The 20989-nt window shown below is 48.4% G+C and carries 21 protein-coding genes; 20 read left to right on the plus strand and 1 reads right to left on the minus strand.

Annotation, left to right across the window (positions count from 1 at the left end; all coding sequences use genetic code 11):
• Positions 1 to 30 precede the first annotated feature (30 nt).
• The 7 genes from AAIG11_RS00185 to AAIG11_RS00215 all read left to right on the plus strand — a co-directional run bounded on the left by AAIG11_RS00185 (position 31) and on the right by AAIG11_RS00215 (position 7921).
• Positions 31 to 603, plus strand: a complete 573-nt coding sequence (locus tag AAIG11_RS00185) for a general stress protein (protein ID WP_343184262.1) — start codon at positions 31 to 33, stop codon at positions 601 to 603.
• A 246-nt stretch (positions 604 to 849) separates the two neighbouring features.
• Positions 850 to 1779 carry a cyanophycinase gene (locus tag AAIG11_RS00190; RefSeq protein ID WP_343184263.1) on the plus strand — a complete coding sequence of 310 codons (930 nt, stop codon included), beginning with the start codon at positions 850 to 852 and terminating at the stop codon, positions 1777 to 1779.
• Entirely contained in the window at positions 1733 to 4333 is a 2601-nt protein-coding gene (gene cphA / locus AAIG11_RS00195; RefSeq protein ID WP_343184264.1) for a cyanophycin synthetase, read from the plus strand. The genes AAIG11_RS00190 and cphA overlap by 47 nt, the downstream gene beginning before the upstream one ends.
• A gap of 89 nt (positions 4334 to 4422) precedes the next feature.
• Complete coding sequence (ftsH, locus tag AAIG11_RS00200; RefSeq protein ID WP_343184265.1) at positions 4423 to 6243, plus strand: ATP-dependent zinc metalloprotease FtsH; 1821 nt, start codon at positions 4423 to 4425, stop codon at positions 6241 to 6243.
• A gap of 70 nt (positions 6244 to 6313) precedes the next feature.
• Positions 6314 to 6718, plus strand: coding sequence for a LapA family protein (locus tag AAIG11_RS00205; RefSeq protein ID WP_343184266.1), 405 nt, complete (start codon positions 6314 to 6316; stop codon positions 6716 to 6718).
• A 150-nt stretch (positions 6719 to 6868) separates the two neighbouring features.
• Positions 6869 to 7027 (plus strand): hypothetical protein, encoded by a 159-nt coding sequence (locus tag AAIG11_RS00210; protein WP_343184267.1) that lies wholly within the window; start codon positions 6869 to 6871, stop codon positions 7025 to 7027.
• A gap of 87 nt (positions 7028 to 7114) precedes the next feature.
• On the plus strand, positions 7115 to 7921 hold the full coding sequence (locus AAIG11_RS00215; protein ID WP_343184268.1) for an AraC family transcriptional regulator: 807 nt from the start codon (positions 7115 to 7117) through the stop codon (positions 7919 to 7921).
• Positions 7922 to 7960: 39 nt separating this feature from the next.
• On the opposite strand, the gene AAIG11_RS00220 is transcribed toward AAIG11_RS00215, so the two are convergent.
• Entirely contained in the window at positions 7961 to 8386 is a 426-nt protein-coding gene (locus AAIG11_RS00220) for a pyridoxamine 5'-phosphate oxidase family protein (RefSeq protein ID WP_343184269.1), read from the minus strand.
• Between the two features lie 124 nt (positions 8387 to 8510).
• Here AAIG11_RS00220 and AAIG11_RS00225 point away from each other — a divergent pair, with 124 nt between their 5' ends.
• The 13 genes from AAIG11_RS00225 to chrA all read left to right on the plus strand — a co-directional run bounded on the left by AAIG11_RS00225 (position 8511) and on the right by chrA (position 20859).
• Complete coding sequence (locus AAIG11_RS00225) at positions 8511 to 8783, plus strand: hypothetical protein (RefSeq protein ID WP_343184270.1); 273 nt, start codon at positions 8511 to 8513, stop codon at positions 8781 to 8783.
• Positions 8784 to 9061: 278 nt separating this feature from the next.
• Entirely contained in the window at positions 9062 to 9382 is a 321-nt protein-coding gene (locus tag AAIG11_RS00230) for a hypothetical protein (protein WP_343184271.1), read from the plus strand.
• A 301-nt stretch (positions 9383 to 9683) separates the two neighbouring features.
• Complete coding sequence (locus tag AAIG11_RS00235; protein ID WP_343184272.1) at positions 9684 to 10217, plus strand: ECF transporter S component; 534 nt, start codon at positions 9684 to 9686, stop codon at positions 10215 to 10217.
• 235 nt (positions 10218 to 10452) lie between these two features.
• Complete coding sequence (locus AAIG11_RS00240; protein WP_343184590.1) at positions 10453 to 10944, plus strand: NADH-quinone oxidoreductase subunit NuoE family protein; 492 nt, start codon at positions 10453 to 10455, stop codon at positions 10942 to 10944.
• Positions 10934 to 11326 (plus strand): (2Fe-2S) ferredoxin domain-containing protein, encoded by a 393-nt coding sequence (locus AAIG11_RS00245; protein WP_343184273.1) that lies wholly within the window; start codon positions 10934 to 10936, stop codon positions 11324 to 11326. The genes AAIG11_RS00240 and AAIG11_RS00245 overlap by 11 nt, the downstream gene beginning before the upstream one ends.
• Before the next feature lie 46 nt (positions 11327 to 11372).
• Entirely contained in the window at positions 11373 to 13166 is a 1794-nt protein-coding gene (locus AAIG11_RS00250) for an NADH-ubiquinone oxidoreductase-F iron-sulfur binding region domain-containing protein (RefSeq protein ID WP_343184274.1), read from the plus strand.
• Positions 13167 to 13181: 15 nt separating this feature from the next.
• Positions 13182 to 14924 (plus strand): NADH-dependent [FeFe] hydrogenase, group A6, encoded by a 1743-nt coding sequence (locus tag AAIG11_RS00255; protein ID WP_343184275.1) that lies wholly within the window; start codon positions 13182 to 13184, stop codon positions 14922 to 14924.
• A gap of 273 nt (positions 14925 to 15197) precedes the next feature.
• Positions 15198 to 15761, plus strand: coding sequence for a TetR/AcrR family transcriptional regulator (locus AAIG11_RS00260; RefSeq protein ID WP_343184276.1), 564 nt, complete (start codon positions 15198 to 15200; stop codon positions 15759 to 15761).
• Between the two features lie 89 nt (positions 15762 to 15850).
• On the plus strand, positions 15851 to 16801 hold the full coding sequence (locus tag AAIG11_RS00265; protein WP_343184277.1) for an alpha/beta fold hydrolase: 951 nt from the start codon (positions 15851 to 15853) through the stop codon (positions 16799 to 16801).
• 149 nt (positions 16802 to 16950) lie between these two features.
• Entirely contained in the window at positions 16951 to 17847 is an 897-nt protein-coding gene (locus tag AAIG11_RS00270; protein WP_343184278.1) for a methyltransferase domain-containing protein, read from the plus strand.
• Positions 17848 to 17854: 7 nt separating this feature from the next.
• Positions 17855 to 19108 carry a radical SAM/SPASM domain-containing protein gene (locus AAIG11_RS00275; RefSeq protein WP_343184279.1) on the plus strand — a complete coding sequence of 418 codons (1254 nt, stop codon included), beginning with the start codon at positions 17855 to 17857 and terminating at the stop codon, positions 19106 to 19108.
• 417 nt (positions 19109 to 19525) lie between these two features.
• A complete protein-coding gene (locus AAIG11_RS00280; RefSeq protein ID WP_343184280.1) occupies positions 19526 to 19684 on the plus strand; it encodes a hypothetical protein in 159 nt (52 codons plus the stop codon).
• On the plus strand, positions 19660 to 20859 hold the full coding sequence (chrA, locus tag AAIG11_RS00285) for a chromate efflux transporter (protein ID WP_343184281.1): 1200 nt from the start codon (positions 19660 to 19662) through the stop codon (positions 20857 to 20859). The genes AAIG11_RS00280 and chrA overlap by 25 nt, the downstream gene beginning before the upstream one ends.
• Positions 20860 to 20989 lie beyond the last annotated feature (130 nt).

Genomic DNA, 20989 nt, shown 5'->3' on the forward strand with positions numbered 1-20989 from the left:
TTTTTTATGATTGACCAGGGAGGATTATAAATGAAAGATCAGTATGGAAAAGATATGAACATAAACCGCGATAAAAGTGATAACGATAAAGTGATGGTCGGCATATTCGAAACAGAAAATGAAGTCATTAACGTTGTCAAGCAGTTGACGGAGATGGGATACAAGGAAAATGAAATTACGGTAATAGCGAAAGACAAGGAACAGATGGAGCACCTTGACAATACAACTGATACGAAGACAAAAACGCAGGGCGGTGCTGAAAAAGCAGGCACAGGTGCTGTCGTAGGAGGAACAGTGGGTGGCATAGCTGCAGCTTTGCCGGCACTGGGTCTGTTGGCAATACCAGGAATCGGTCCCTTTCTGGCTATGGGTCCGATTGCGGGCATACTGGGAGGTGTCGTTGCAGGCGGTGTGGCCGGTGGACTGGTAGGCGGATTGGTTCAACTGGGAGTCAGGGAAGAAGACGCCAAGGAGTATGAACATCAGATTGAACAGGGAAAAGTACTCGTACTTGTTGAAAACAGGGAAAACTGGCGTGATGATGTGAACACAAGCTTCAGCCAGAACAATAATCTCGTTGCCGATCGAAGCTGGTTACGTTAAGTGGTTGCTGGGTTCGAAAAAGAAATGGAATAGAGAAAAGAACAAATGATGGCAAAGGCTTAACATATTGCTGATACTGTTGCAAAAATGATAACGGGTAAAATGCCTGATTGGGCATGATACCCGTTATTATTATTGCTATAATACCATTTACACCTGATGGTCCTTGTCCGGTAAAGCGCTAAAGAGGGTATAATTGAACTATGCTGCTTGAAAACTGGTATTATCTTAGAAATGAGGAATAACATGGAAAACTATATCTCGGCCAATGGAAAGCCTCGGGTGATTCCCAAAGGGCTGTTGGTGGCCATCGGCGGAAATGAAGACAAAATAAACGATCAGCAGATTCTTTCTACGATCCTGTCGCTGGTCAAAAAACAAAAGAAACACATTGAAATCATTACCACGGCCAGCCGTTATTCAGAAGAAGCCGGTGAGGCCTACTTCAAGGCTTTTGCCAGAGACAGCGATCACATCGTCGGGTCAATGCATATAACCTCACGTGAACAGGCTGCTGACATTAGTTTAGTGAAACGCATCACCGCTGCTGATATTATTTTTTTCACCGGAGGGTATCAGTTGCGCATCACCAGTGTTCTGGGTGGGTCACCCATTGAAAAAGAGTTGCTTCGCAGGTATGAACAGGAATGTTGCATCATTGCCGGAACCAGTGCAGGAGCCAGTGCCATGTCAAAAACCATGATTTACGGCGGCGAGGAGCGGGTGGCACTGCGCAAAGGCACCATCAATGTGACCACTGGGCTGGGACTCATCGACAACGCCATCATTGACACTCATTTTGTGGAGCGCGGTCGGTTCAGCCGCTTAATGCAGGTTGTCAGTACGAACTCGGGCAACACGGGGATTGGTCTCGGAGAAGATGCGGCTATTATCATAGAAAGCGGCTGTATTCTTAGAGCCATTGGAAGCGGCGTCACGGTGATTCTGGATGGCCAATATCGAAAACATACAAATATTGCTGAAATAATCGCTGACGAAGCCATCGCCATTGAAAACTTAGTCATACACACCATTGTGAATGGCTACGGGTATGACTTGTGTGAGAAAAAGTATTTAAAACCTGAGGATCTTAAATGGTTGAATCCGGTGGAGAGTGAGGAAAACACCCATGAAAATACTGGAAATGAGAGCGATACGAGGCCCCAATTATTATAGCAGGCATCCTGTTATTTTGATGCAACTGGACATTGAGGGGCTTGAAACAAAACCAACAGACATGATTCCTGGGTTCAAGGATAATATAGCCCGGATGATGCCCAGTCTTCAGGAGCATAAATGCTCTCCCGGAAAGGTCGGGGGGTTTTATGAGCGACTGGTGAGGGGCACCTGGGCCGGTCATGTTGTGGAGCATGTGGCCTTGGAACTGCAATGCCTTGCCGGGCATGAAGTGGCGTTTGGAAAAACCTTTGACACGAATGAAACCGGCATTTACAACCTGGTTTATCGATATCTGGATTACAAGACCGGCCTCAGGGCAGGCGAAATGGCCGTTGAACTGGTGGAAAAACTCTTTCGGGGAGTCACCACAGATGTACAACCCCTGATCATTGAGTTAAAGCAAATCGCAGCTTCCAGTCTTTTGGGGCCTTCAACACAGTCAATTGTCAACGAAGCCACCAGACGAGGCATATCTCATTTCCGCCTCAATGAAGATAACTATGTGCAGTTAGGCCAGGGTGTGTATCAAAGAAGAATTCAGGCTACCATGATGGATAACACCTCCGCTTTGGGAGTTGAAATTGCTGATGATAAAGAGAGCACGAAGCAACTTTTGTCATCCATGGGTATTCCTGTACCCAAAGGGCGCTCTGTTCAGACGGCCGATGAAGCAATGAAGGCAGTAGAAGACATAGGGTTCCCGGTGGTGGTCAAACCATTAATCGGAAATCACGGGCGGGGCATTACCGTGAATGTGACCAATGCAGCAGAATTGTTGGTTGCTTATGGCATCGCAGGCGAAGTCTGTGAAACGGTTCTGGTGGAAAAATACCTGGAGGGGTTTGATTTTCGGATTCTTGTCATTGATGGAAAATTTGTGGCAGCAGCCCTTCGGGAGCCGGCCTATGTGATCGGAAACGGAAAAAACACCATTCGGCAGCTGATTGATGAAGTGAATAAAGATCCTAATCGGGGGATTGGTCACGAAAGAAACCTGACCCGCATTACGGCCGATTCCATGACGGAGCGATTACTGGCTGTTAAGCAGCTTACCCTGGAGAGCATTCTGGCAGAGGGTGAAAAAAGATATGTGAAGTCAACGGCAAATCTCAGCGCCGGCGGTACGGCCCTTGATGTCACGGATCATGTGCATCCCCTGAATCAGTTGATGGCCCAGCGGATCTCACAGATCATCGGATTGAATGTCATTGGCATAGACATCATTGCCGATTCACTGGAAAAACCCCTTCACAACGATTCCTCCGGTGTTGTTGAAGTCAATGCGGCACCCGGGTTCAGAATGCACTTGAACCCCACCAGAGGAACACCGCGAGATATTTCCGCCCACATTGTGGACATGCTGTTTCCTCCGGGAACACCCCATGCAGTTCCCATTGTTGCCGTTACAGGAACAAACGGTAAAACTACCACTACCCGGCTGATTTCCCACATTTTGGGCCTCAACGGCAGTACCGTGGGCATGACCTCCACAGATGCGGTGATCATTGATAACATTCCCATTTTGACAGGCGATTACAGTGGTCCGGAGGGTGCCCGAAAAGTGATGATGGACGCCACCATTGATCTTGCCGTGCTTGAAGTGGCCAGAGGCGGCATTCTTCGCCGTGGGCTTGGTTATACTGAAAGTGACGTGGGCGTTCTGCTCAACATTTCTTCCGACCATTTGGGTGAAGGCGGCATTGACACCCTGGAAGATCTGACCAGGTTAAAATCAACAGTGACAGAAGCCGTGAAACCAACGGGCCATGCAGTTTTCAATGCCGATGATCCGCGGGTGCTTTCCTGTCTGGAGAAAACAAAAGGACATCCCATTTTGTTTTCAAGAGATCCGGAACATCCGGCTCTTAAGACGAACTATGATGGAGGAAACCTGAATGTGACTGTTAAAGAAGGAAACTTTATCATCCAGAAAAAAGGATGGATGTCAACCGTGGCCAGTGTCGTTGAAATTCCCATCACCTTTGACGGAAACGCCGGGTTTAACATTGAGAATGTGATGGCAGCCATAGCCGCCACAGCAGCCTTGGGGTTGAATGAAGTTCAGATCAGGGCAGGATTGGTGAGTTTCAGCCCTTCCATTGGCCAGTCACCTGGAAGAATGAATGTCATTGATATGGGTGAGTTCAAAGTGGTGGTGGATTATGGTCATAATATTGGAGCCATTAACGCCACCGGTGACTTTATCAAAGGCTTGATGCCGGGTAGAAAAATTCGCATGGCTTCTGGCGTTGGAAACCGAAGACAGGAAGACATTCTGGCATTTGGGCGTGCCCTTGCAATGTACTACGATCATATTGTGCTTTGCGATTCAGACCCAAGGGGAAGAACCGTCGGCGAAACGGCCCAAATTGTGAATGAGGGGCTATTAGAAGGCGGCTTCACACCGGAGATGGTCACCCTGGTCACTGATGAAAAGGAGGCCACCAAAGTATCATTGGAGATGGCAAAGCCAGGAGACCTGGTGGTACTGCAGGCAGATAACATTGCCCAGGTGATTAAAGACGTACTGGCGCATAAGGCAAAGCTGTAAAGACGCGGGGACGTTGACAACATGCTGGACCAGCGGACCAACACCTCATTGCTCAACAGAGAAGACTGCTGCGTGGAAGGAGAACAGCTATGAACTTTGATAAACACCACCGCAAGCCTTTTTTATACTACTATATGATCGTCATGGTGTTATTGCTGCTATTTAACATGTTTATCTACCCGAATCTCTCGAAGGAAGAAATCACTGAGGTGGACTACGGCACCTTCCTGAGGGAGGTGGACAGCGGCGCAGTGATTAGCGTTGAAGTGAAGGAGAAGGAGATCGGATTCGTTACCGTGGATACTGAGGGGAATGAAACCCTCTTTATCACCGGCCGCATGGAAGATCCCCAGCTGGCGGAACGTTTGTACCAGGCTGATATTAAACGGTTTGAGGAAGTGATTCCCAAAGAAACGTCCCCTTTGATGACGATGCTGTTTTCCTGGGTGATCCCCCTGGTGATTTTCATCGCTCTGGGGCAGTTTCTCATCAGGCGGATGCAATCCAAAACCGGGATTGGAAATGCCATGAGTTTCGGAAAAAGCAACGCGAAAGTGTATGTGGAGGCCCAGACGGGGAAGTCTTTTGAAGATGTGGCAGGGCAGGATGAAGCCAAGGAAGCTCTTCAGGAAATCGTTGATTACCTTCATAACACTCAAAAGTACACAGAGGTGGGGGCTGTGGTGCCCAAGGGTGCCCTGCTGGTAGGCCCTCCGGGAACGGGAAAAACCCTGCTGGCAAAAGCCGTTGCCGGGGAAGCCAAAGTGCCCTTTTTTTCCATTTCTGGGTCGGAATTTGTGGAAATGTTTGTGGGTATGGGCGCCGCCCGTGTCAGAGATTTATTCAAGCAAGCCCAGGAAAAGGCCCCCTGCATTGTGTTTATTGATGAAATTGACACTATTGGCAAGAGTCGTTCAGTTGGAGGACCCGGTGGAAATGATGAACGGGAACAGACATTGAACCAGCTCCTCAGTGAAATGGATGGTTTTGATGCAGATAAGGGAGTCATCATTCTGGCTGCCACCAACCGGCCGGAAACCCTGGATAAAGCCTTGCTGCGGCCAGGCCGCTTTGACCGGCGCATTCCTGTGGAGCTGCCGGATCTGGCTGGCCGGGAAGCGATTTTAGTCGTCCATGCTCAAAAGGTGAAACTGGGAACTGATGTGGACTTCAACACCATCGCCCGGGCCACCTCCGGTGCCTCTGGAGCAGATCTGGCCAATATGATTAACGAGGCTGCCCTGCGTGCTGTGAAAATGGGGCGCAAAACCATCCTCCAGAGCGACCTGGAAGAATCTGTGGAAGTGGTCATTGCTGGTTACCAGCGGAAAAATGCCGTCATCCAACCCAAAGACAAGTGTATCATCGCATACCATGAAATCGGTCATGCTTTGGTGACAGCCAAATTGGGCCATTCAGCCCCTGTTCACAAAATCACCATTGTGCCCCGCACCTCCGGCACTTTAGGATATACCATGCAGGTGGACGCTACAGAACAGCTGCTGCTGTCCAAAGACCAGGCACTGGATAAGATCACGACTTTCATGGGAGGCCGTGCAGCGGAAGAGCTGATTTTTAACTCCATCACCTCCGGTGCCTCCAACGATATTGCTCAGGCAACCAAAATTGCCCGGGCCATGGTGACCAAATATGGCATGAGCGACGTGTTTGACATGATGGGTCTTGAAACTACCACCAACGTGTATCTGGGGGGAGACAGCACGCTCACAGTGTCCGATGAAACGGCTGCAAAAATAGACGCAGAAGTGCTGCGGATCATCAAAACCTGTCACCAAAAAGCCAACCAGATTCTGGCAGACAACCGGGAGAAACTGGAAGCATTAACCAAGCACCTGCTGGAAAAAGAAACCATTACAGGGGAAGAGTTTATGGAGCTAATGGGACAGTAATTTTCATTATAAAGATTTCAAGAGCAATGTTAAAGGCAATGGTGATTGGAGAATGGAAGGAGAAAAGGCAATGCGTAAAATGTTCTTGTTTTTGGCGCTGTTGATTGGCATATTAATAGCGGTCATTGCGATCATCAATCAGGAAGTTGTTACGGTGAACTACCTTTTGGGGACTGTCAGTCTCACGCTGTTTATGCTGATCCTGGTTTCTGCCGCTGCAGGGGCAGTATTAATGGGCTTTCTGGGCATCTTTCGCAGCATCCATAACTATGTCAATTCGCAGGGAGATCGCGGGTACAAAAAAGAGCTGGAGCGACGCATCAAACTTCTGGAGAGTGAGAAGGAAAAGTTGGAGGCTGAGCTGAACAAGCAGCAGAAAGAACGCGAACATGCCGCTGCGAAAGCATATGGTGACTTGGAGAATGAGAAGAAAAAACTGGAAGATGAATTGGCCAATAACAGAAACAAGGTGTAGTGTGTACGGTGACTGTCAGCATATAAACAGTTGGGAAATACTGATGCTTCTACCATCGGCGTGGATAGGGGCTTGAAGGATGACCAAACGGGGTAAATGCTTTTGAATTGAAGAACGCTGGGAAGAAAACCCGAAGGAGGTAATCTGACAATGTCGCTATCGGTTCAGATACGTGATGCCACATCAGCAGATCAGGCGTTTTTAAGAATCATGTTTTATGTGGCTGTACATTCAATGGGTTTTGCCATTGTATCAGAAAACCGGGAAGATTATGTGATGGTGAAGAAGCTGTCCATGGTTGATGGGTGAGCTTGATCGAATGGGTGGTGCGGTACTGATGAACAGCAAAAGTGTATGCGGCACAGGGGATAATGGGAAAGGTCAGGGAGGCACCGAATGAGTCGATTCACTAAGCTTACAGCTGATGAAAGACTATTAGGGAATATTGTGCGGCACTACTGGTCGGTAACCACCAGCGTTGGTCATGGGGAAGGGATTCTCATGCCCATGGACCATGTGGACCTGATTGTGGCGCCACCCGGCACCTTTGAATATCACTTGGATAATCGGGTCATCGTGCCCGGGGATCCGCATGTTCATGGAATGCGTCTTCGCAGCGTGCAGGTCAAAGTTCTTAAGGAAGCTCAGGTGTGGGGCGTCAGCTTTCATCCCTGGGGATTTCATCTTCTTTTCAATGTGGAAATGAACAGGCTGTCTGATGGCATTCATTCACTCCAACAGTTCTCCCCTGATCTCAGCAGAGAGATTGCTGAAATTCATGGGGGCGGCAGCCAGCTGGATCAACAGGTGGCTAACAAGCTGGATTACCTGATACAATCATTTGCGTTAGGATCAGAAGCATCTATGCAATTCATTCCCATTCTCCGTTCTTTTGCTGAGAATAAACCAGATAATATCAGGTATTTTAGCAAAGATGCGGGAATATCCACGCGTCATTTGGAACGGTTATTTCTTCGCTGTGTCGGTGTCAGTCCAAAAGCTTTTTTGCAGATTCTGCGGTTTGAAGACTCGACAAGAGAAATGATCTATGGGAGCGGTCAAATGGATCTGACTGAAATTGGTTTTGCCAGTGGGTTCTATGACCAGTCTCACTTTATCAGGCAGTATAAAAAATACACTGACTACACACCAGGCATGCTGCGCACCAATGATCCAACGGTTAAGTTTAAGCTGTTAAAGTGAAGGAACCACATGGTGAAGATTAAGTGATGGTGGCGGAGTTTACAATGACCAGTTGGAGACTTGGTCTTGGATATTGGCGATACTGCCGTGTTGAATGTGGACAGTTACCACCGAAATGTGTTCCCCCATGATAAAGGGTTCCATGCCCGGGTGCCGTTGGAGATGGGCTTGTCGGTAAAAATTATCCTGAGTTGGATCCGCCACATGGGCTTTTCCGTATACGGTGCAACTGACCGGTGGACGGTTGGTATCCGATAAATGGGTAAAGAGCAATGCCACATGAGGGTTATGGTTCATGTATGACATTTTAGTGGTGTCGACACGGGTGGTGAGAATGATCACATTTTTTTCAGGCAGGTACGTGAAATTCATGAGGCTTACATGAGGGTGGTCCTGGTGGCTGGTGGATAGAAAACAGAGTTTTTCATTTTTTAGCAAGGTAAGTAGTTTTACAGGAATGGTCATGGGATCGTCTCCTCTGTGAAAGATTGTCGATGTCTATAATGATTGCACTCCAGAAGATGATGTTGCCGTTAATGGGCAGCATCATCTTCCATTCATTGTTGAAAACAGTATACCACTTTTCGGGATGATGGAATGGTTCTTTTCCAGGATCTCTCTGACCAGGTGTCTTTTACCGGCAAGTGTACTGGAACTGGAGACATTCTTTTCAGACAGGGATGATCCGCTGTCTTCTTTGTCAGAAGTCACCATGATCGGCACCATTTTACTCTATGACGGCACCAACGGGGCCCTTATCTGTGTCATGGATGGGAGCCTGATCACGGGCATTCGAACAGGTGCCATGCGTATGTGGATGATGATAAGATCATGGAGAGTGTTGGGAAAACGGCAACCATAGTGGCAACCTGCAGCAGTGTATTCATGTCTGTCGAATGACGCTCATGGAACCTGCATAGACAATCTGAAGTGCTCTATTATATCAGGCAGCTTAAAAAATACGCTGATTACATGCCAGGCATGCAGTGCTCCAATGATCCAACGGATATGCTTAATCTGTTATAAGTGAAAGAACCATATGATTAAAATGTGATGTGTGAAAGCCTGTCGCTTTTATACAATTTTCATCGTTCTGATTCCTTTATGCTTGAACTAAGAAAAGCCAAAGGAGGAAATGTGATGAAAGAAGGTTGCGTGGAAGTTGTCAGGTTTGATTTACTGCAGGGGACTGAAAAGAAGAAAGCACTGGAAGGGTTTCAAATACTGGATGTTTTCTACCGATCCCAGGAGGGATATGGAGGTATGAGCGCGGCTCAGGCAGATGAGAGCGCCTGGATCCTCATGCTGCATTGGCGATCAAAGGAAGATGAAAAACTGGCCAGCGGGCGCATGATGGCAAGTCAAGACACCATTGGGTTTAAACAGCTGGTGATTCCCCAAACAGTTGAAAAAAAGATCTATACAGGATATTTTTCGGACGCAGTTGATCATCGCAAATAGCAACAGGTGAATATGTTAAAGCACCCCCTGCAGTTCAGACGAGCGGGGGGTGAATCATTTTGCAGCTGCCGTAAAAAGTGTTCGTGAGATGGAACCGTGAAATAGAAAAATAATCTGCTTTAATTGTTAAATAATTGACAAAATAAAATACTGTCTGATATAATCATTTTACATAATCAGGTTGATAAACGTGAATTTGAAAAGTAATAGAGCATCCGTGTATACTAATACTGACGAGCAGTTTTTTGCTCAATTGGAGTAAGCTTTGGAAACCTAAAAGAGAAAGGGTTGGTGAACGAACATGATCCGCCAGATTGAGAACGTTGAAACAGTGGTGAATCGAAAGCTGGCCAGAGCGGGCATTCTGATGGCGCTGGCACTTAGTTTTCAGATCGGGTTGATGCCACTGGCACAGCCCGCTGTGGGCCCTTTGGTGAACATGACCCTGGTGATTGCCGCTGTTGTGGTTGGTCCTGCTTTAGCGGTGTTGATTGGCTGCATAACCCCATTCATGGCCTTTCTTCTGGGAATAATGCCCCTGCCCGTGCTGGTTCCTGTGGTCATACTGGGAAATACCGCTCTCATTCTTGTATACACGTTGATGTGCAAAGGTTTGACAAGGAGCTTTTCATTCTTGTCTCTTCTGGTCGCTGCCACAGCAAAATTCCTGGTGATGGCGACAATGATCCGTTTCATAGCTCATTTCTTCATGCCGAACATACCGCAGCGGCTGATTCATGCCTTTTCTTTGCCCCAACTATACACTGCGCTGCTGGGTGGACTCATGGCTTTGCTGATACTCCGTTACTTACCCATTAATAAAATGAATGATTGATAATGTCTCTATTTTTTCGGCATAATTGTTAAATAATTAACAATTATGCCAGCGAAGTCATTCATGACGAAATGTTCGTTGCTGTTTAAGAACTGATTTTGACCATAAAGAACGGGGTGATGATGAAAAACGGGATTGGCGTTGACATGTATTTTAAAGAAAGGGTGGTTGATCCATGTCTCAGACAGTTTTGCAGCCTGTTGACAACGAAGAGCAATTTGGTGAAGCGAAGAACATGCCAAGATTTCCCCAAGAACACTATGATGCCCTCGATGCTTATATCGACAACTTGCCGGACAGAAAAGGTTCCCTCATCCGTGTTCTTCATCAGGCACAGGAGATCTTTGGGTATCTGCCAAAAGAAGTTCAGTTGCATATTGCCAGAAAGTTGGATATACCCGGCGCAAAGGTCTTCGGTGTTGTCAGCTTTTATTCTTATTTTACCACCGAGCCTGTGGGAAAATACAAAATCAGTGTGTGCATGGGCACAGCCTGTTTTGTGAGAAATGCTGATAAAGTGCTGGATGTTCTGAAAGAAGAACTTTCCATTGGCACGGGCGAAACCACCGAAGACGGCCTTTTCACCCTGAAAGATGTTCGCTGTGTGGGTGCCTGCGGCCTGGCGCCCCTGGTGTTGATCAACGACCAGATCTACGGCCACGTGACAGTGGAAGATGCCCGGAAACTTGTGAAAAAGTACAGAAAGGACCATCGAGATGACCATTAAATCACTGGAAGAACTGACCAAAATCCGAGAAAAAGCGCATCGGCAAGTGATGCTAAGAGAAAACGGTGTGAGCCCGGAAGGAATCACAGAGTTGATGGTAGGTATGGCCACCTGCGGCATTGCAGCCGGTGCCAGAGACACGCTGAACGCCCTCCTCCAGGAAATTGAAGCACAGGCCATGGAGAAGGTCCGGGTCATTCAGGTGGGATGCCTGGGTTATTGCCATTCTGAGCCCATTGTGCAGGTGAATGTGCCTGGTGAGGAGCCGGTTCTGTACGGCAATGTGGACCGCCAGCGAGCAAGGGAGATCATTCAAAAACACCTTCTGGGCGGAGAGTTTCTGGATAACGCCATATTGATTAACACCTTCCAAAAAGGATAAGCACCTGTCACGTGTCGGCTGCATGGATCGATGAGGAGGAGAAACAATGGATCGGGTGAGAAGTCACATCATGGTCTGCGGAGGAACGGGCTGTATTTCATGTGCCGCAGAGGAAATCATCGACACTTTAAAGGCAGAACTGGAAATCGTTGAGTATGCCAGGGAAGTAAAGGTCATTCGCACCGGCTGCTTTGGCTTCTGCGGTCAGGGGCCCATCATTAAAATCCATCCTGACAATGTGTTTTATGTGCAGGTGAAGCCTGAAGACGCTGGGGAAATTGTTCGGGAACACATGGTGAAAGGACGTGTTGTCTCCCGGCTCCTGTACGTGGACCCGGAAGACAGTAAAAGGCTGGACAAGCATGATCAGATGGGTTTTTACAAGAAACAGCACCGCATTGCCCTGCGGAACTGTGGGCTCATCAACCCGGATGACATTCGTGAGTATATTGCCTTCAGGGGGTACGAGGCGCTGGCCCGGGTGTTGAAGGAACAGACACCTGTGGAAGTTGCCCAGATCATTAAGGAATCCGGTTTAAGAGGCAGGGGCGGGGGCGGTTTTCCCACTGGGTTGAAATGGGAGTACACCCTCCGGGCCCCAGGTACAGAAAAGTACATCATCTGCAATGCGGATGAGGGCGACCCGGGGGCCTTCATGGACCGCTCCATCCTTGAAGGAGACCCCCACTCAGTGATCGAGGCCATGGCCATCGGAGGTTATGCCACGGGAGCCAACAAAGGCTTCGTCTACATCCGCGCTGAATACCCACTGGCCATCAAGCGGCTTCAAACTGCCATTGACCAGGCCAGGGAACTGGGCCTGCTGGGAAAAGACATTTTCAGCGCTGGCTTTGACTTTGACATGGAGATAAAATTGGGGGCTGGTGCCTTTGTGTGTGGGGAGGAAACAGCTCTGATCAAATCTGTGGAAGGCGCCAGGGGCGAACCCACGAAAAAGCCTCCTTTCCCCTCAGAAGCTGGTTACCTGGGAAAGCCCACCACCGTCAACAACGTGGAAACCTTTGCCAATATCCCTCCGATTCTTCTCAACGGGCCCCAGTGGTTCAGCAGCATTGGCACTGAAACTTCAAATGGCACCAAGGTGTTTGCTCTGGCCGGTAATGTGAACAACGTGGGCTTGGTGGAAGTGCCCATGGGCACCACCCTCCGGGAGATGATTTTTGAAATTGGCGGCGGTATTCTGGACAACAGAGGATTCAAGGCAGTGCAGACAGGGGGGCCCTCAGGTGGGGTAATTACCCAGGCCGACCTGGACACACCCATTGATTTCGAATCTCTCCAAAGCATTGGTTCCATGATGGGGTCTGGCGGTATGATCGTTATGGATGACACCACCTGTATGGTGAACATTGCCAAGTTTTACCTTGACTTCACCCAGGAGGAGTCCTGCGGTAAATGCACTCCCTGTCGTGTGGGTACCAAACGAATGCATGAAATTCTGGAAAAAATCACTCAGGGGGAAGGAACTGACGAGGACCTGGTTCATCTGGAAGAACTGGCCATCATGATCAAGGATGCTTCTCTCTGCGGGCTGGGGCAGACAGCCCCCAACCCGGTGCTGTCCACCCTCAAGTACTTCCGCAATGAATATGAAGACCATGTAGTTCACAAACATTGCACTGCCGGGGAATGTAAGGCATTGGCCAAGTTTCGAATTGACCCGGAGAAGTGCATTGGCTGTACTGTCTGTGTCCGTGTCTGTCCGGTGAACTGCATCACGGGTGCCGTCAAACAGGTGCACGTCATCGATGAAGAGGCCTGTATCTCCTGCGGCGCTTGCTTCGACAAATGCAAGTTTGATGCAGTGATCAAACCATAGAAAGAGGTGCCAGTAATGGAATTGGTTAATGTACAAATCAATGGATCCCATTTGCAGGTTCCCCAGGGAACCACTATTTTGGATGCCGCTGGAAAATGCGGTGTGAAGATCCCCACATTATGTCACCTGAATTTAAAGGACTTGGGTATTGTTAACCAGGCCGCCTCTTGTCGGGTGTGCATGGTGGAAGTGGCAGGACGTCATACGCTGGTACCTTCCTGTGCAGAAAAAGTCACTGAAGGCATGGTGGTGACCACGGATTCCCTAAGGGCAATTTCTGCCCGGCGCATGTCTGTTGAGCTGCTGCTGTCCAACCATCCCCAAGATTGCCTCACTTGTGCCAAAAACATGGATTGCAGGCTCCAGCGGTTGGCTCAGGAGCTGGGTGTCAGAGATATAAAGTGGAAGGGCGCCAGAATGAACTATGCCAAAGACCAGTCCAGTCATTCGTTGGTGAAAGACCCCAACAAATGTGTCATGTGCCGCTGCTGCGAAACCGTCTGCAACGATGTGCAGACCTGCGGCATTCTCTCCGCCGTCAACCGGGGCTTTGATGCTATTGTTGGGCCTGCCTTTAACCTGCCCATGTCCGAAACCTCCTGCACCTTCTGTGGTCAGTGCGTGGCCGTCTGCCCCACTGCCGCGCTGACAGAAGTGAACAACTCCGGTTTGGTGTGGAGCGCTCTGAGCAACCCGAATCGTCATGTGGTGGTGCAGGTGGCTCCTGCCATTCGGGTGTCCATCGGTGAACTTTTTGGCATGGCCCCGGGTGAAGTTTCAACGGGAAAGATTGTCGCTGCTCTGAAAAAAATGGGTTTCAAGGGCGTTTTCGACACCAATTTTGCAGCGGACCTCACTATTATGGAAGAAGCCGCAGAACTGATGCACCGGATTCAAAATGGGGGAACTCTACCGATGCTCACCAGTTGCTGCCCTGCCTGGGTGAAGTTTTTCGAGCATCAGTTTCCTGATCTGTTGGATATCCCATCTACCTGCACATCACCACAGACGATGTTCGGCGTGATCGCTAAAACCTACTATGCGCAGAAGAAGAACATTGACCCCAATGACATCACGGTGGTGTCCATCATGCCCTGTCTGGCCAAGAAAGCCGAGGCCAAGCGAGAGGAACTGACCAAGGGAACTGAGTCCTATGTAGACATTGTCATTACCACCCGGGAGTTTGCCCAGATGATGAAGGAAGCGGGCATCGACTTTGCCGGTCTGAAGGACGATGATTTTGATTCCCTGATGGGGGAAAGTACAGGAGCCTCCGCCATCTTCGGCACCACAGGCGGTGTCATTGAAGCCGCTGTTCGCACCGCTTACGAATGGATGACGGGGGAAACACTTGAAAACGTTGAATTTACCAATTTAAGGGGCTTGGAAGGTATCCGGGAAGCCGCGGTGTCCATGGGGGACATGGAGCTGAAAATCGGCATCGCCCATGAACTGGGTAACGCCCGGAAACTGCTGGAAGACATACGGGCCGGCAAGTCCCATTACCACGCCATTGAAATCATGGCCTGCCCCGGCGGCTGTATCGGGGGTGGCGGACAACCGTATCATCACGGTGATATGGAAGTGATCAAAAAACGCCAGGAGGCACTTTATCGGGAGGACAAGGGCAAGAAGAAGCGTAAATCCCATGAAAATCAGGAGGTCATGCGCCTCTACAAAGCGTTTTTGGGAGAACCCAATGGTAAAAAGGCCCATGAGTTGCTTCACACTTATTACGTGCCAAGAGAACGCATTTAACCCCAAAAAGAAGCCGCGAAGCAATTCTCCGTGGCTTCTTTTCAGTCACATTCTCCACCTGACGCTCTGGTTTTCCACGAACTGGTGGTATTAAGGACATCGGGATGTGCGAAACGTCGCCATACACCGTGCCACTGTTGAATTGAGAGAAAAAACAGTTGACAAGGGCTTGATGATGGCATAAACTGAACATGTTCAAAATGCGTTCAACATTCGAGCGGCATTCAACAATTATCAGCAAACGTTTCATTTAGATGGAAAAGAGGCGAAAACATGAGCGGCACAGATGCAAGAAGCAACATCATCAAGACGGTTGTGGCGATGCTGGCTGAGGGGGAGGATGTGGAAAAAATCACCGTTCGTCAGGTGGCTGAACGTGCCAATGTGGGCATGGGTCTCATCAATTATCACTTCAGTTCAAAAAATGCCCTGTTGGGCATTGCTGTGGCAAACTATATGGCAACAATGGCCGCTGGTTTTGCGACTCCGGGTGAATATTCCGGTTCAGATCCGGTTGAAAAGCTGAAAACCATGTTAACAAAACTGTACAGTTTTGCTGAGCAGCATGAAAAACTGATCAAATTCACCATTACCCAAAATCTGCTTGATGGTGAAATGCAAACCCCTCTTTTTATCGTTCCGCTTCTAAAAGAAATCTTTGGGGATCGACGGGATTCTATTCAATTACGGATCATTGCCCTGCAAATGCTGCTTCCCATACAGGTGGCAAGCATTAATCCAGCAGAATTTTTATTGTACTCGGGGATTGATCTATATAATGAGCGGCAACGGAATCACTATATTGAGACCCTGGTGGATAACCTGTTGCAGCCATAAGCTAAGGTGTAGGTGATTTTAAAGGCATTCAGAACGGCTATCTGAAATGAATGCTGATAATTTGTTTTTCGGGAGAAAGGGATGTTCGGATGAAAAGAATGATGCTAATGGGAGTAGGGCTGGTGGTGTTGGTGCTGCTGGGGTTGGCGTTGTCTTTCTCGATGCAGTACACGAGAGAAATCGACCATGCGTACCAACGGGTAGCGGATGGCAGCCATATGCTCATTACTGAAAATGGTGAAATCGAGTTTGGCACAGAGGGCGAAGGAACTCCTGTCTTATTGATTCATGGAGCTGGAGGGGGTTATGACCAAGGGCTTCTTATGGGACAGGCGTTTTTAGGGAGCGGCTATCAGTTAGTCGCTGTTTCTCGATTCGGCTATTTAGGCTCTCCCCTGCCGGAAGAAAATGCCACTGTTGAACAGCAGGCAATGCTCTATGCCGATTTACTGAGTCATTTGAACATTGAGCAGGCGATCATCTTCGGTGTTTCTGCCGGAGGCCCTTCTGCCATACAATTTGCCCATGACTACCCTGAACAAAGCAGTGCACTGATTCTGGCTTCGGCCGTCTCCCAATATATGGGCGATGAGATTCCCTTAAGCACAAAAGTGGTCAACACCATTCAGAAATCAGATTTTGCTTATTGGCTGGTGCTCAAAACTTTCCGCACCCAGTTCTTAGGGTTCATTGGCATTCCACCGGAGACTTATCAGGCTCTCAGCACTGACGAAAAACAGTTTGCAGATCAAATGCTGGCATTCATGCATCCCATGAGCCCCCGGCGACCGGGGAACATTCACGAGGGGAAGATTCAGCCCTTATCAGGAGCGGCAATGGAAGGAATCCAGGTCCCGGCCATCATTCTGCATGCCAGAGATGATTCTCTGGTGGGCTACGAACACGCCGAGTTTTATCATACGCATCTGGCCAATTCACAGATGGTCTCTTTTGACAGTGGTGGTCATGGGATGGCATCGGAGCTGAAGGAAATCCGTCATCAAATCAACGCATTCCTTGAGACGACTGTTCAAGAATAAGGATGCGATTCATCAGGATATGTCAATCAGCAGATTCCAGAGCTGACCAGATACAAGACCTGATTAGACAGCAGTTCCCATCAGACGTTTGCTTTCAAAACGCGTAGAGCTGTTTAAGACCATCACTTCATCATTGTGGAGGAAGAAAAATGATTCACAAATCCAGGTTCTACACCAAGATGATTTTTAAAATGCTGAAAAAAGAAGTGGTTAATCAGGAGGACTACAAAGCCTCTTATAATGAGGTTGCCAATACCTATCAAGATTGGATCGAACAGATGGGGAAATTTACAGACCAGATGATCATGCCTGCGATATTGTCCAATGAAACCGCCGGCCAAAAACCCATCAGGGTGCTGGACTTTGCCTGCGGCACAGGTTATATCAGCCGGAAAATCGTCGGGATGGGTGTGCCCTGTGAAATAACCGCTGTGGATATTTCAGAAAAAATGCTGGAACACTGCGCTGATCTGTCGGACCAGGGGGTCAAACTGGTTCACATGGATGGTATCACCTTTCTCAATGAGACAGAGGAGACATTTGATGTCATCCTGTGTGGATGGGCATTACCCTACTTTCCACACAAAGTGCTGCTAAAGAAGTTCAGGGAAAGACTGGCAGATGGCGGCATAGTGGGCGTCATTGCCAATCGTACGGGGACCCTGCATAAAATGGAGGAAATCTTCCTTCGGGTGATGGCGAAAAATCCGGAAAATGTGAGGAAACCCATGGATATCTCCCTTCAACTGCCAAAGGGAAGAGAAGGGCTGGAGAACTGGTTTCGGCATCATGGATTTGTGGCCGTCGAAATCGACGAAGGCGAGGCGATCTTTTCTTTTGATACCCCGGAAAAACTGTTGGCGTGGCTCAATGAAACAGGAGCTCTGGCAGGAACCATGCAGATATTTAACAACTATGAAAAGGTGAAGGGTGACATCCTTCGGGAAATCGAAAAAGAAAAATGCAGGGATCACCAGTATGAGATAAATCATAATTTTGTCTATGGAATCTTTCGAAATGGCGGTGTCAATGGTGAACATACATAAAGCAACCATGCTGATGAGAATGGCAGTGGATCGGGAAGCCATCAAAGGGATGTATAAAACCTATGGGATCCTCAAGGAAGATCAGGCATTTAACATGATGAAGTATGTCAAGATGCTGGCAAGCATGCAAAAAGGCGAAAAAATCATGAAGCATGAGGGCAAGTACATCATCAGCACGTTTATGCCCCCCTTCCCATCGGAGCCATTTTACACAAATATGCGGGCGGTTAAAGAGCCCAGGGGTATCTTCACCCAGCAGATCTATGGGAAAAGATCGGCGCCCATCTCCAGTTATCTGAGTATCACCCATAAGTGCCCCAACAACTGCATCTACTGCAGTGCGAAAACGGGACAGGCAGAAAGAGAACTGACGACAGAACAGTGGATTCGGGTGATTAAAGACCTGCAGGACATGAAAACCAGCATCATTGGCCTCACCGGCGGCGAACCGCTGGTGAGGGAAGATATCTTTGAAATCGTTAAAGCCGTCGACCCAAGAAGTACCGCAATGCTCTTTACCAGCGGCTTTAACCTGACACCAGAAAGGGCCCGGGAATTAAAAAAGAATGGGTTGTTCAGCATCGGCATTAGCCTGGATTCCCATGACCGGGAGGTGCATAATCAGAACAGAAGAGATGAACAGGCCTTTGATATGGCGCTGACGGCCCTTCAAAATGCAAGACAAGCAGGACTCTACGTCATGGCACAAACCGTTGCGTTAAAGGCAAATCTGGAAAAAGATCAGCTGTTTAAGCTCTTTAAACTGGCCGGGGATCATGGGGCCCATGAAGTCAAACTGCTGGAACCCATTCTCAGCGGAAAACTGCTGAATGAAGAGAAGTTGGATCAAATCCTTTACGGTACCGCCGACAGAAAAAAACTCATCGACATCCAGCATAAAGCAAATCAAGTGAAAGCATTGCCGAAAATCAGCACCTTTGCCTACACTGAAAGTGAAGCGAAGTTTGGGTGTGGTGCGGGAACCCAGCACGCCTATATCAGTGCCAATGGGGATCTATATCCCTGCGATTTTGTTCCCATGAGCTTTGGCAACGTCACTGAGAACAGCATCAAGGTCTTATGGCAGGAAATGAATGCAGTCATGGGAATTCCTAAAATTGGCTGCTTCGCTCAAAGAATCAACAGAGAAGTCTACCGAAAAGCAGAGGGTAATTTACCCCTGGATAAAGAACAGTCAACAGAAATATGCTTAAACAATCGATCAGAAAAATTTCCCCAGTATTACCGGGAATTGCAATAGCGTTAAGCGGCTTCTTTCGATGGATTGTCGTACGGTATAGTGACACAATGCTTGTGAGATAGGGATTATTCCCCTATCTCTGAGGTTGAAGACAAAGGGGTTTGGCCAGGGCATCTGATTCCAATCGTGTGTGTTTTTAGTCGAAAGTCTCGAAAACAGCGCCTGAACTCGCTGCGCTCAAACAGCAGGCGCTGGCGGTTTTCTCATCTTTTCGAAAAAACACTGACAAGATTTCCAAGGCTGCCCTTTACCAAATCCCTTGTCTTCATCATATTTTGTCTGCAGTCTGTGAGATAGGGATTTTTCCCCTATCTCTTTTTACCGCACAAAAATCAGTTTATGAATTCCATATTAATTGTAGAAGGTGAGGGTATCAATAGGAAGTCAATAGATGAATGGGATCAAAAAATATCAGGCATGAGGCAAGATGAAGGTTGGATAGCCATTAAGCAAAGAATGGAGGCTGCCAAAAGCTTCCTCCCATTAAATCTGCGAACACCTATTGATAATGGAACAAAAACAAAAGACACCGACGAAACGGAGGTTCTGGAATGCAAACAGAAATTAGAGCAGTAGCCAGTCAACCAGTTCGGTGGAAGATCTTCCTGCAGGACGTCTTCATTTGCTCGCTGGGAGCCTATGGAGGCCCGGAAGCTCACTACGGCGTCTTTACAGATCAGTTGATCATGAAGAAAAAGTACATCACAGAAGAAGAACTGGTGGAACTGATTGCCTTAACAGGGATTCTGCCGGGGCCCAGCAGCACACAGACCATTGTGGCCATTGGTTATAAGATGGGAGGCCCGCTGTTGGCATTCTTCACCATGCTGGTGTGGGCACTGCCTGTGTTGACGGCCATGACGCTGCTGTCTTTTCTGAGCCAGTTTTTGGAAGAGATGAATATTTCTCAGGATGGTCTTCGATACATTGGGCCCATGGCGGTGGGCTTCATTATTGTGGCGGCCTGGCGGATTGGCAGGAAAGTGGTGAAGGATCGCATCACAGCAAGTCTTTTGATTTTTGGAGCCGTTACCACCTATCTGATTCGGGATCCTTGGATTTTCCCCCTGGTGCTCATTGTTGGTGGAGTTGTTAGTGTCATGACTTCGGGTGAGAAAAACCTGTGGAACAGGGTAAAACTGAATCCGCCCTGGATATACTTGGCTGTCTTTGGCTTTTTTGCCTTGGGAAGCCTGATCCTCAGTTTTCTGGTGGATTACAGAACCCTTGATCTTTTTGAGAAATTCTATCGGTATGGGTATCTGGTCATTGGCGGGGGACAGGTGGTCATACCCCTCATGTACAGTGAACTGGTGGAGGTTTACCAATACATGTCCAGCCAGGAATTTTTAACCGGGTTTGGATTGGTGCAGGGACTGCCGGGTCCCATGTTCAGCTTCAGTGCTTATGCCGGCGGCATGGCAGCTCGTGGCGAAAGTGTTTTCTTTCAGGCTTTGGGGGCTGTGGTCAGCGGCGTTGCCATTTTTCTGCCAGGGTTGCTATTGATCTATTTCATCATTCCCATCTGGGAAAACCTCAAGAACATTCGTGGCATCAAAGTTTCTCTAAAAGGAGTGACTGCTGTGGCAGGTGGTCTGATCACCGTTGCAGCGGTAATTCTCATGCAGAGAAGCGGGCTCGTGCTGGATAATGTGGCGGTCACAGCGTTGACGACGGTCCTCTTGCTGTCGAAAAAAGTGCCGGCACCGTTGATTGTGCTTTTTGTGCTGGCAGTGGGTTTTATCGTTTGACAGACTGTCTGACCCCGTTGTTTTTGGATAATTGGACTATATGAAACTTGTTTATGTGACAAATATGATAGCATCCAACCAATGCTGACCAGACCTTGCCATGCGCAGGGGATGATCAGATATGAGCTGA

Origin of the sequence: Anoxynatronum sibiricum (assembly GCF_039414295.1) — a bacterium.
Classification (GTDB): domain Bacteria; phylum Bacillota; class Clostridia; order Peptostreptococcales; family Tindalliaceae; genus Anoxynatronum; species Anoxynatronum sibiricum.

Bases quoted from the DNA above. Each gene is read 5' to 3' on its own strand.
- AAIG11_RS00185 (WP_343184262.1), top strand. From the start codon at position 31: ATGAAAGATCAGTATGGAAAAGATATGAACATAAACCGCGATAAAAGT.
- AAIG11_RS00190 (WP_343184263.1), top strand. From the start codon at position 850: ATGGAAAACTATATCTCGGCCAATGGAAAGCCTCGGGTGATTCCCAAA.
- cphA (WP_343184264.1), top strand. From the start codon at position 1,733: ATGAAAATACTGGAAATGAGAGCGATACGAGGCCCCAATTATTATAGC.
- ftsH (WP_343184265.1), top strand. From the start codon at position 4,423: ATGAACTTTGATAAACACCACCGCAAGCCTTTTTTATACTACTATATG.
- AAIG11_RS00205 (WP_343184266.1), top strand. From the start codon at position 6,314: ATGCGTAAAATGTTCTTGTTTTTGGCGCTGTTGATTGGCATATTAATA.
- AAIG11_RS00210 (WP_343184267.1), top strand. From the start codon at position 6,869: ATGTCGCTATCGGTTCAGATACGTGATGCCACATCAGCAGATCAGGCG.
- AAIG11_RS00215 (WP_343184268.1), top strand. From the start codon at position 7,115: ATGAGTCGATTCACTAAGCTTACAGCTGATGAAAGACTATTAGGGAAT.
- AAIG11_RS00220 (WP_343184269.1), bottom strand. From the start codon at position 8,386: ATGACCATTCCTGTAAAACTACTTACCTTGCTAAAAAATGAAAAACTC.
- AAIG11_RS00225 (WP_343184270.1), top strand. From the start codon at position 8,511: ATGATGGAATGGTTCTTTTCCAGGATCTCTCTGACCAGGTGTCTTTTA.
- AAIG11_RS00230 (WP_343184271.1), top strand. From the start codon at position 9,062: ATGAAAGAAGGTTGCGTGGAAGTTGTCAGGTTTGATTTACTGCAGGGG.
- AAIG11_RS00235 (WP_343184272.1), top strand. From the start codon at position 9,684: ATGATCCGCCAGATTGAGAACGTTGAAACAGTGGTGAATCGAAAGCTG.
- AAIG11_RS00240 (WP_343184590.1), top strand. From the start codon at position 10,453: ATGCCAAGATTTCCCCAAGAACACTATGATGCCCTCGATGCTTATATC.
- AAIG11_RS00245 (WP_343184273.1), top strand. From the start codon at position 10,934: ATGACCATTAAATCACTGGAAGAACTGACCAAAATCCGAGAAAAAGCG.
- AAIG11_RS00250 (WP_343184274.1), top strand. From the start codon at position 11,373: ATGGATCGGGTGAGAAGTCACATCATGGTCTGCGGAGGAACGGGCTGT.
- AAIG11_RS00255 (WP_343184275.1), top strand. From the start codon at position 13,182: ATGGAATTGGTTAATGTACAAATCAATGGATCCCATTTGCAGGTTCCC.
- AAIG11_RS00260 (WP_343184276.1), top strand. From the start codon at position 15,198: ATGAGCGGCACAGATGCAAGAAGCAACATCATCAAGACGGTTGTGGCG.
- AAIG11_RS00265 (WP_343184277.1), top strand. From the start codon at position 15,851: ATGAAAAGAATGATGCTAATGGGAGTAGGGCTGGTGGTGTTGGTGCTG.
- AAIG11_RS00270 (WP_343184278.1), top strand. From the start codon at position 16,951: ATGATTCACAAATCCAGGTTCTACACCAAGATGATTTTTAAAATGCTG.
- AAIG11_RS00275 (WP_343184279.1), top strand. From the start codon at position 17,855: ATGCTGATGAGAATGGCAGTGGATCGGGAAGCCATCAAAGGGATGTAT.
- AAIG11_RS00280 (WP_343184280.1), top strand. From the start codon at position 19,526: ATGAGGCAAGATGAAGGTTGGATAGCCATTAAGCAAAGAATGGAGGCT.
- chrA (WP_343184281.1), top strand. From the start codon at position 19,660: ATGCAAACAGAAATTAGAGCAGTAGCCAGTCAACCAGTTCGGTGGAAG.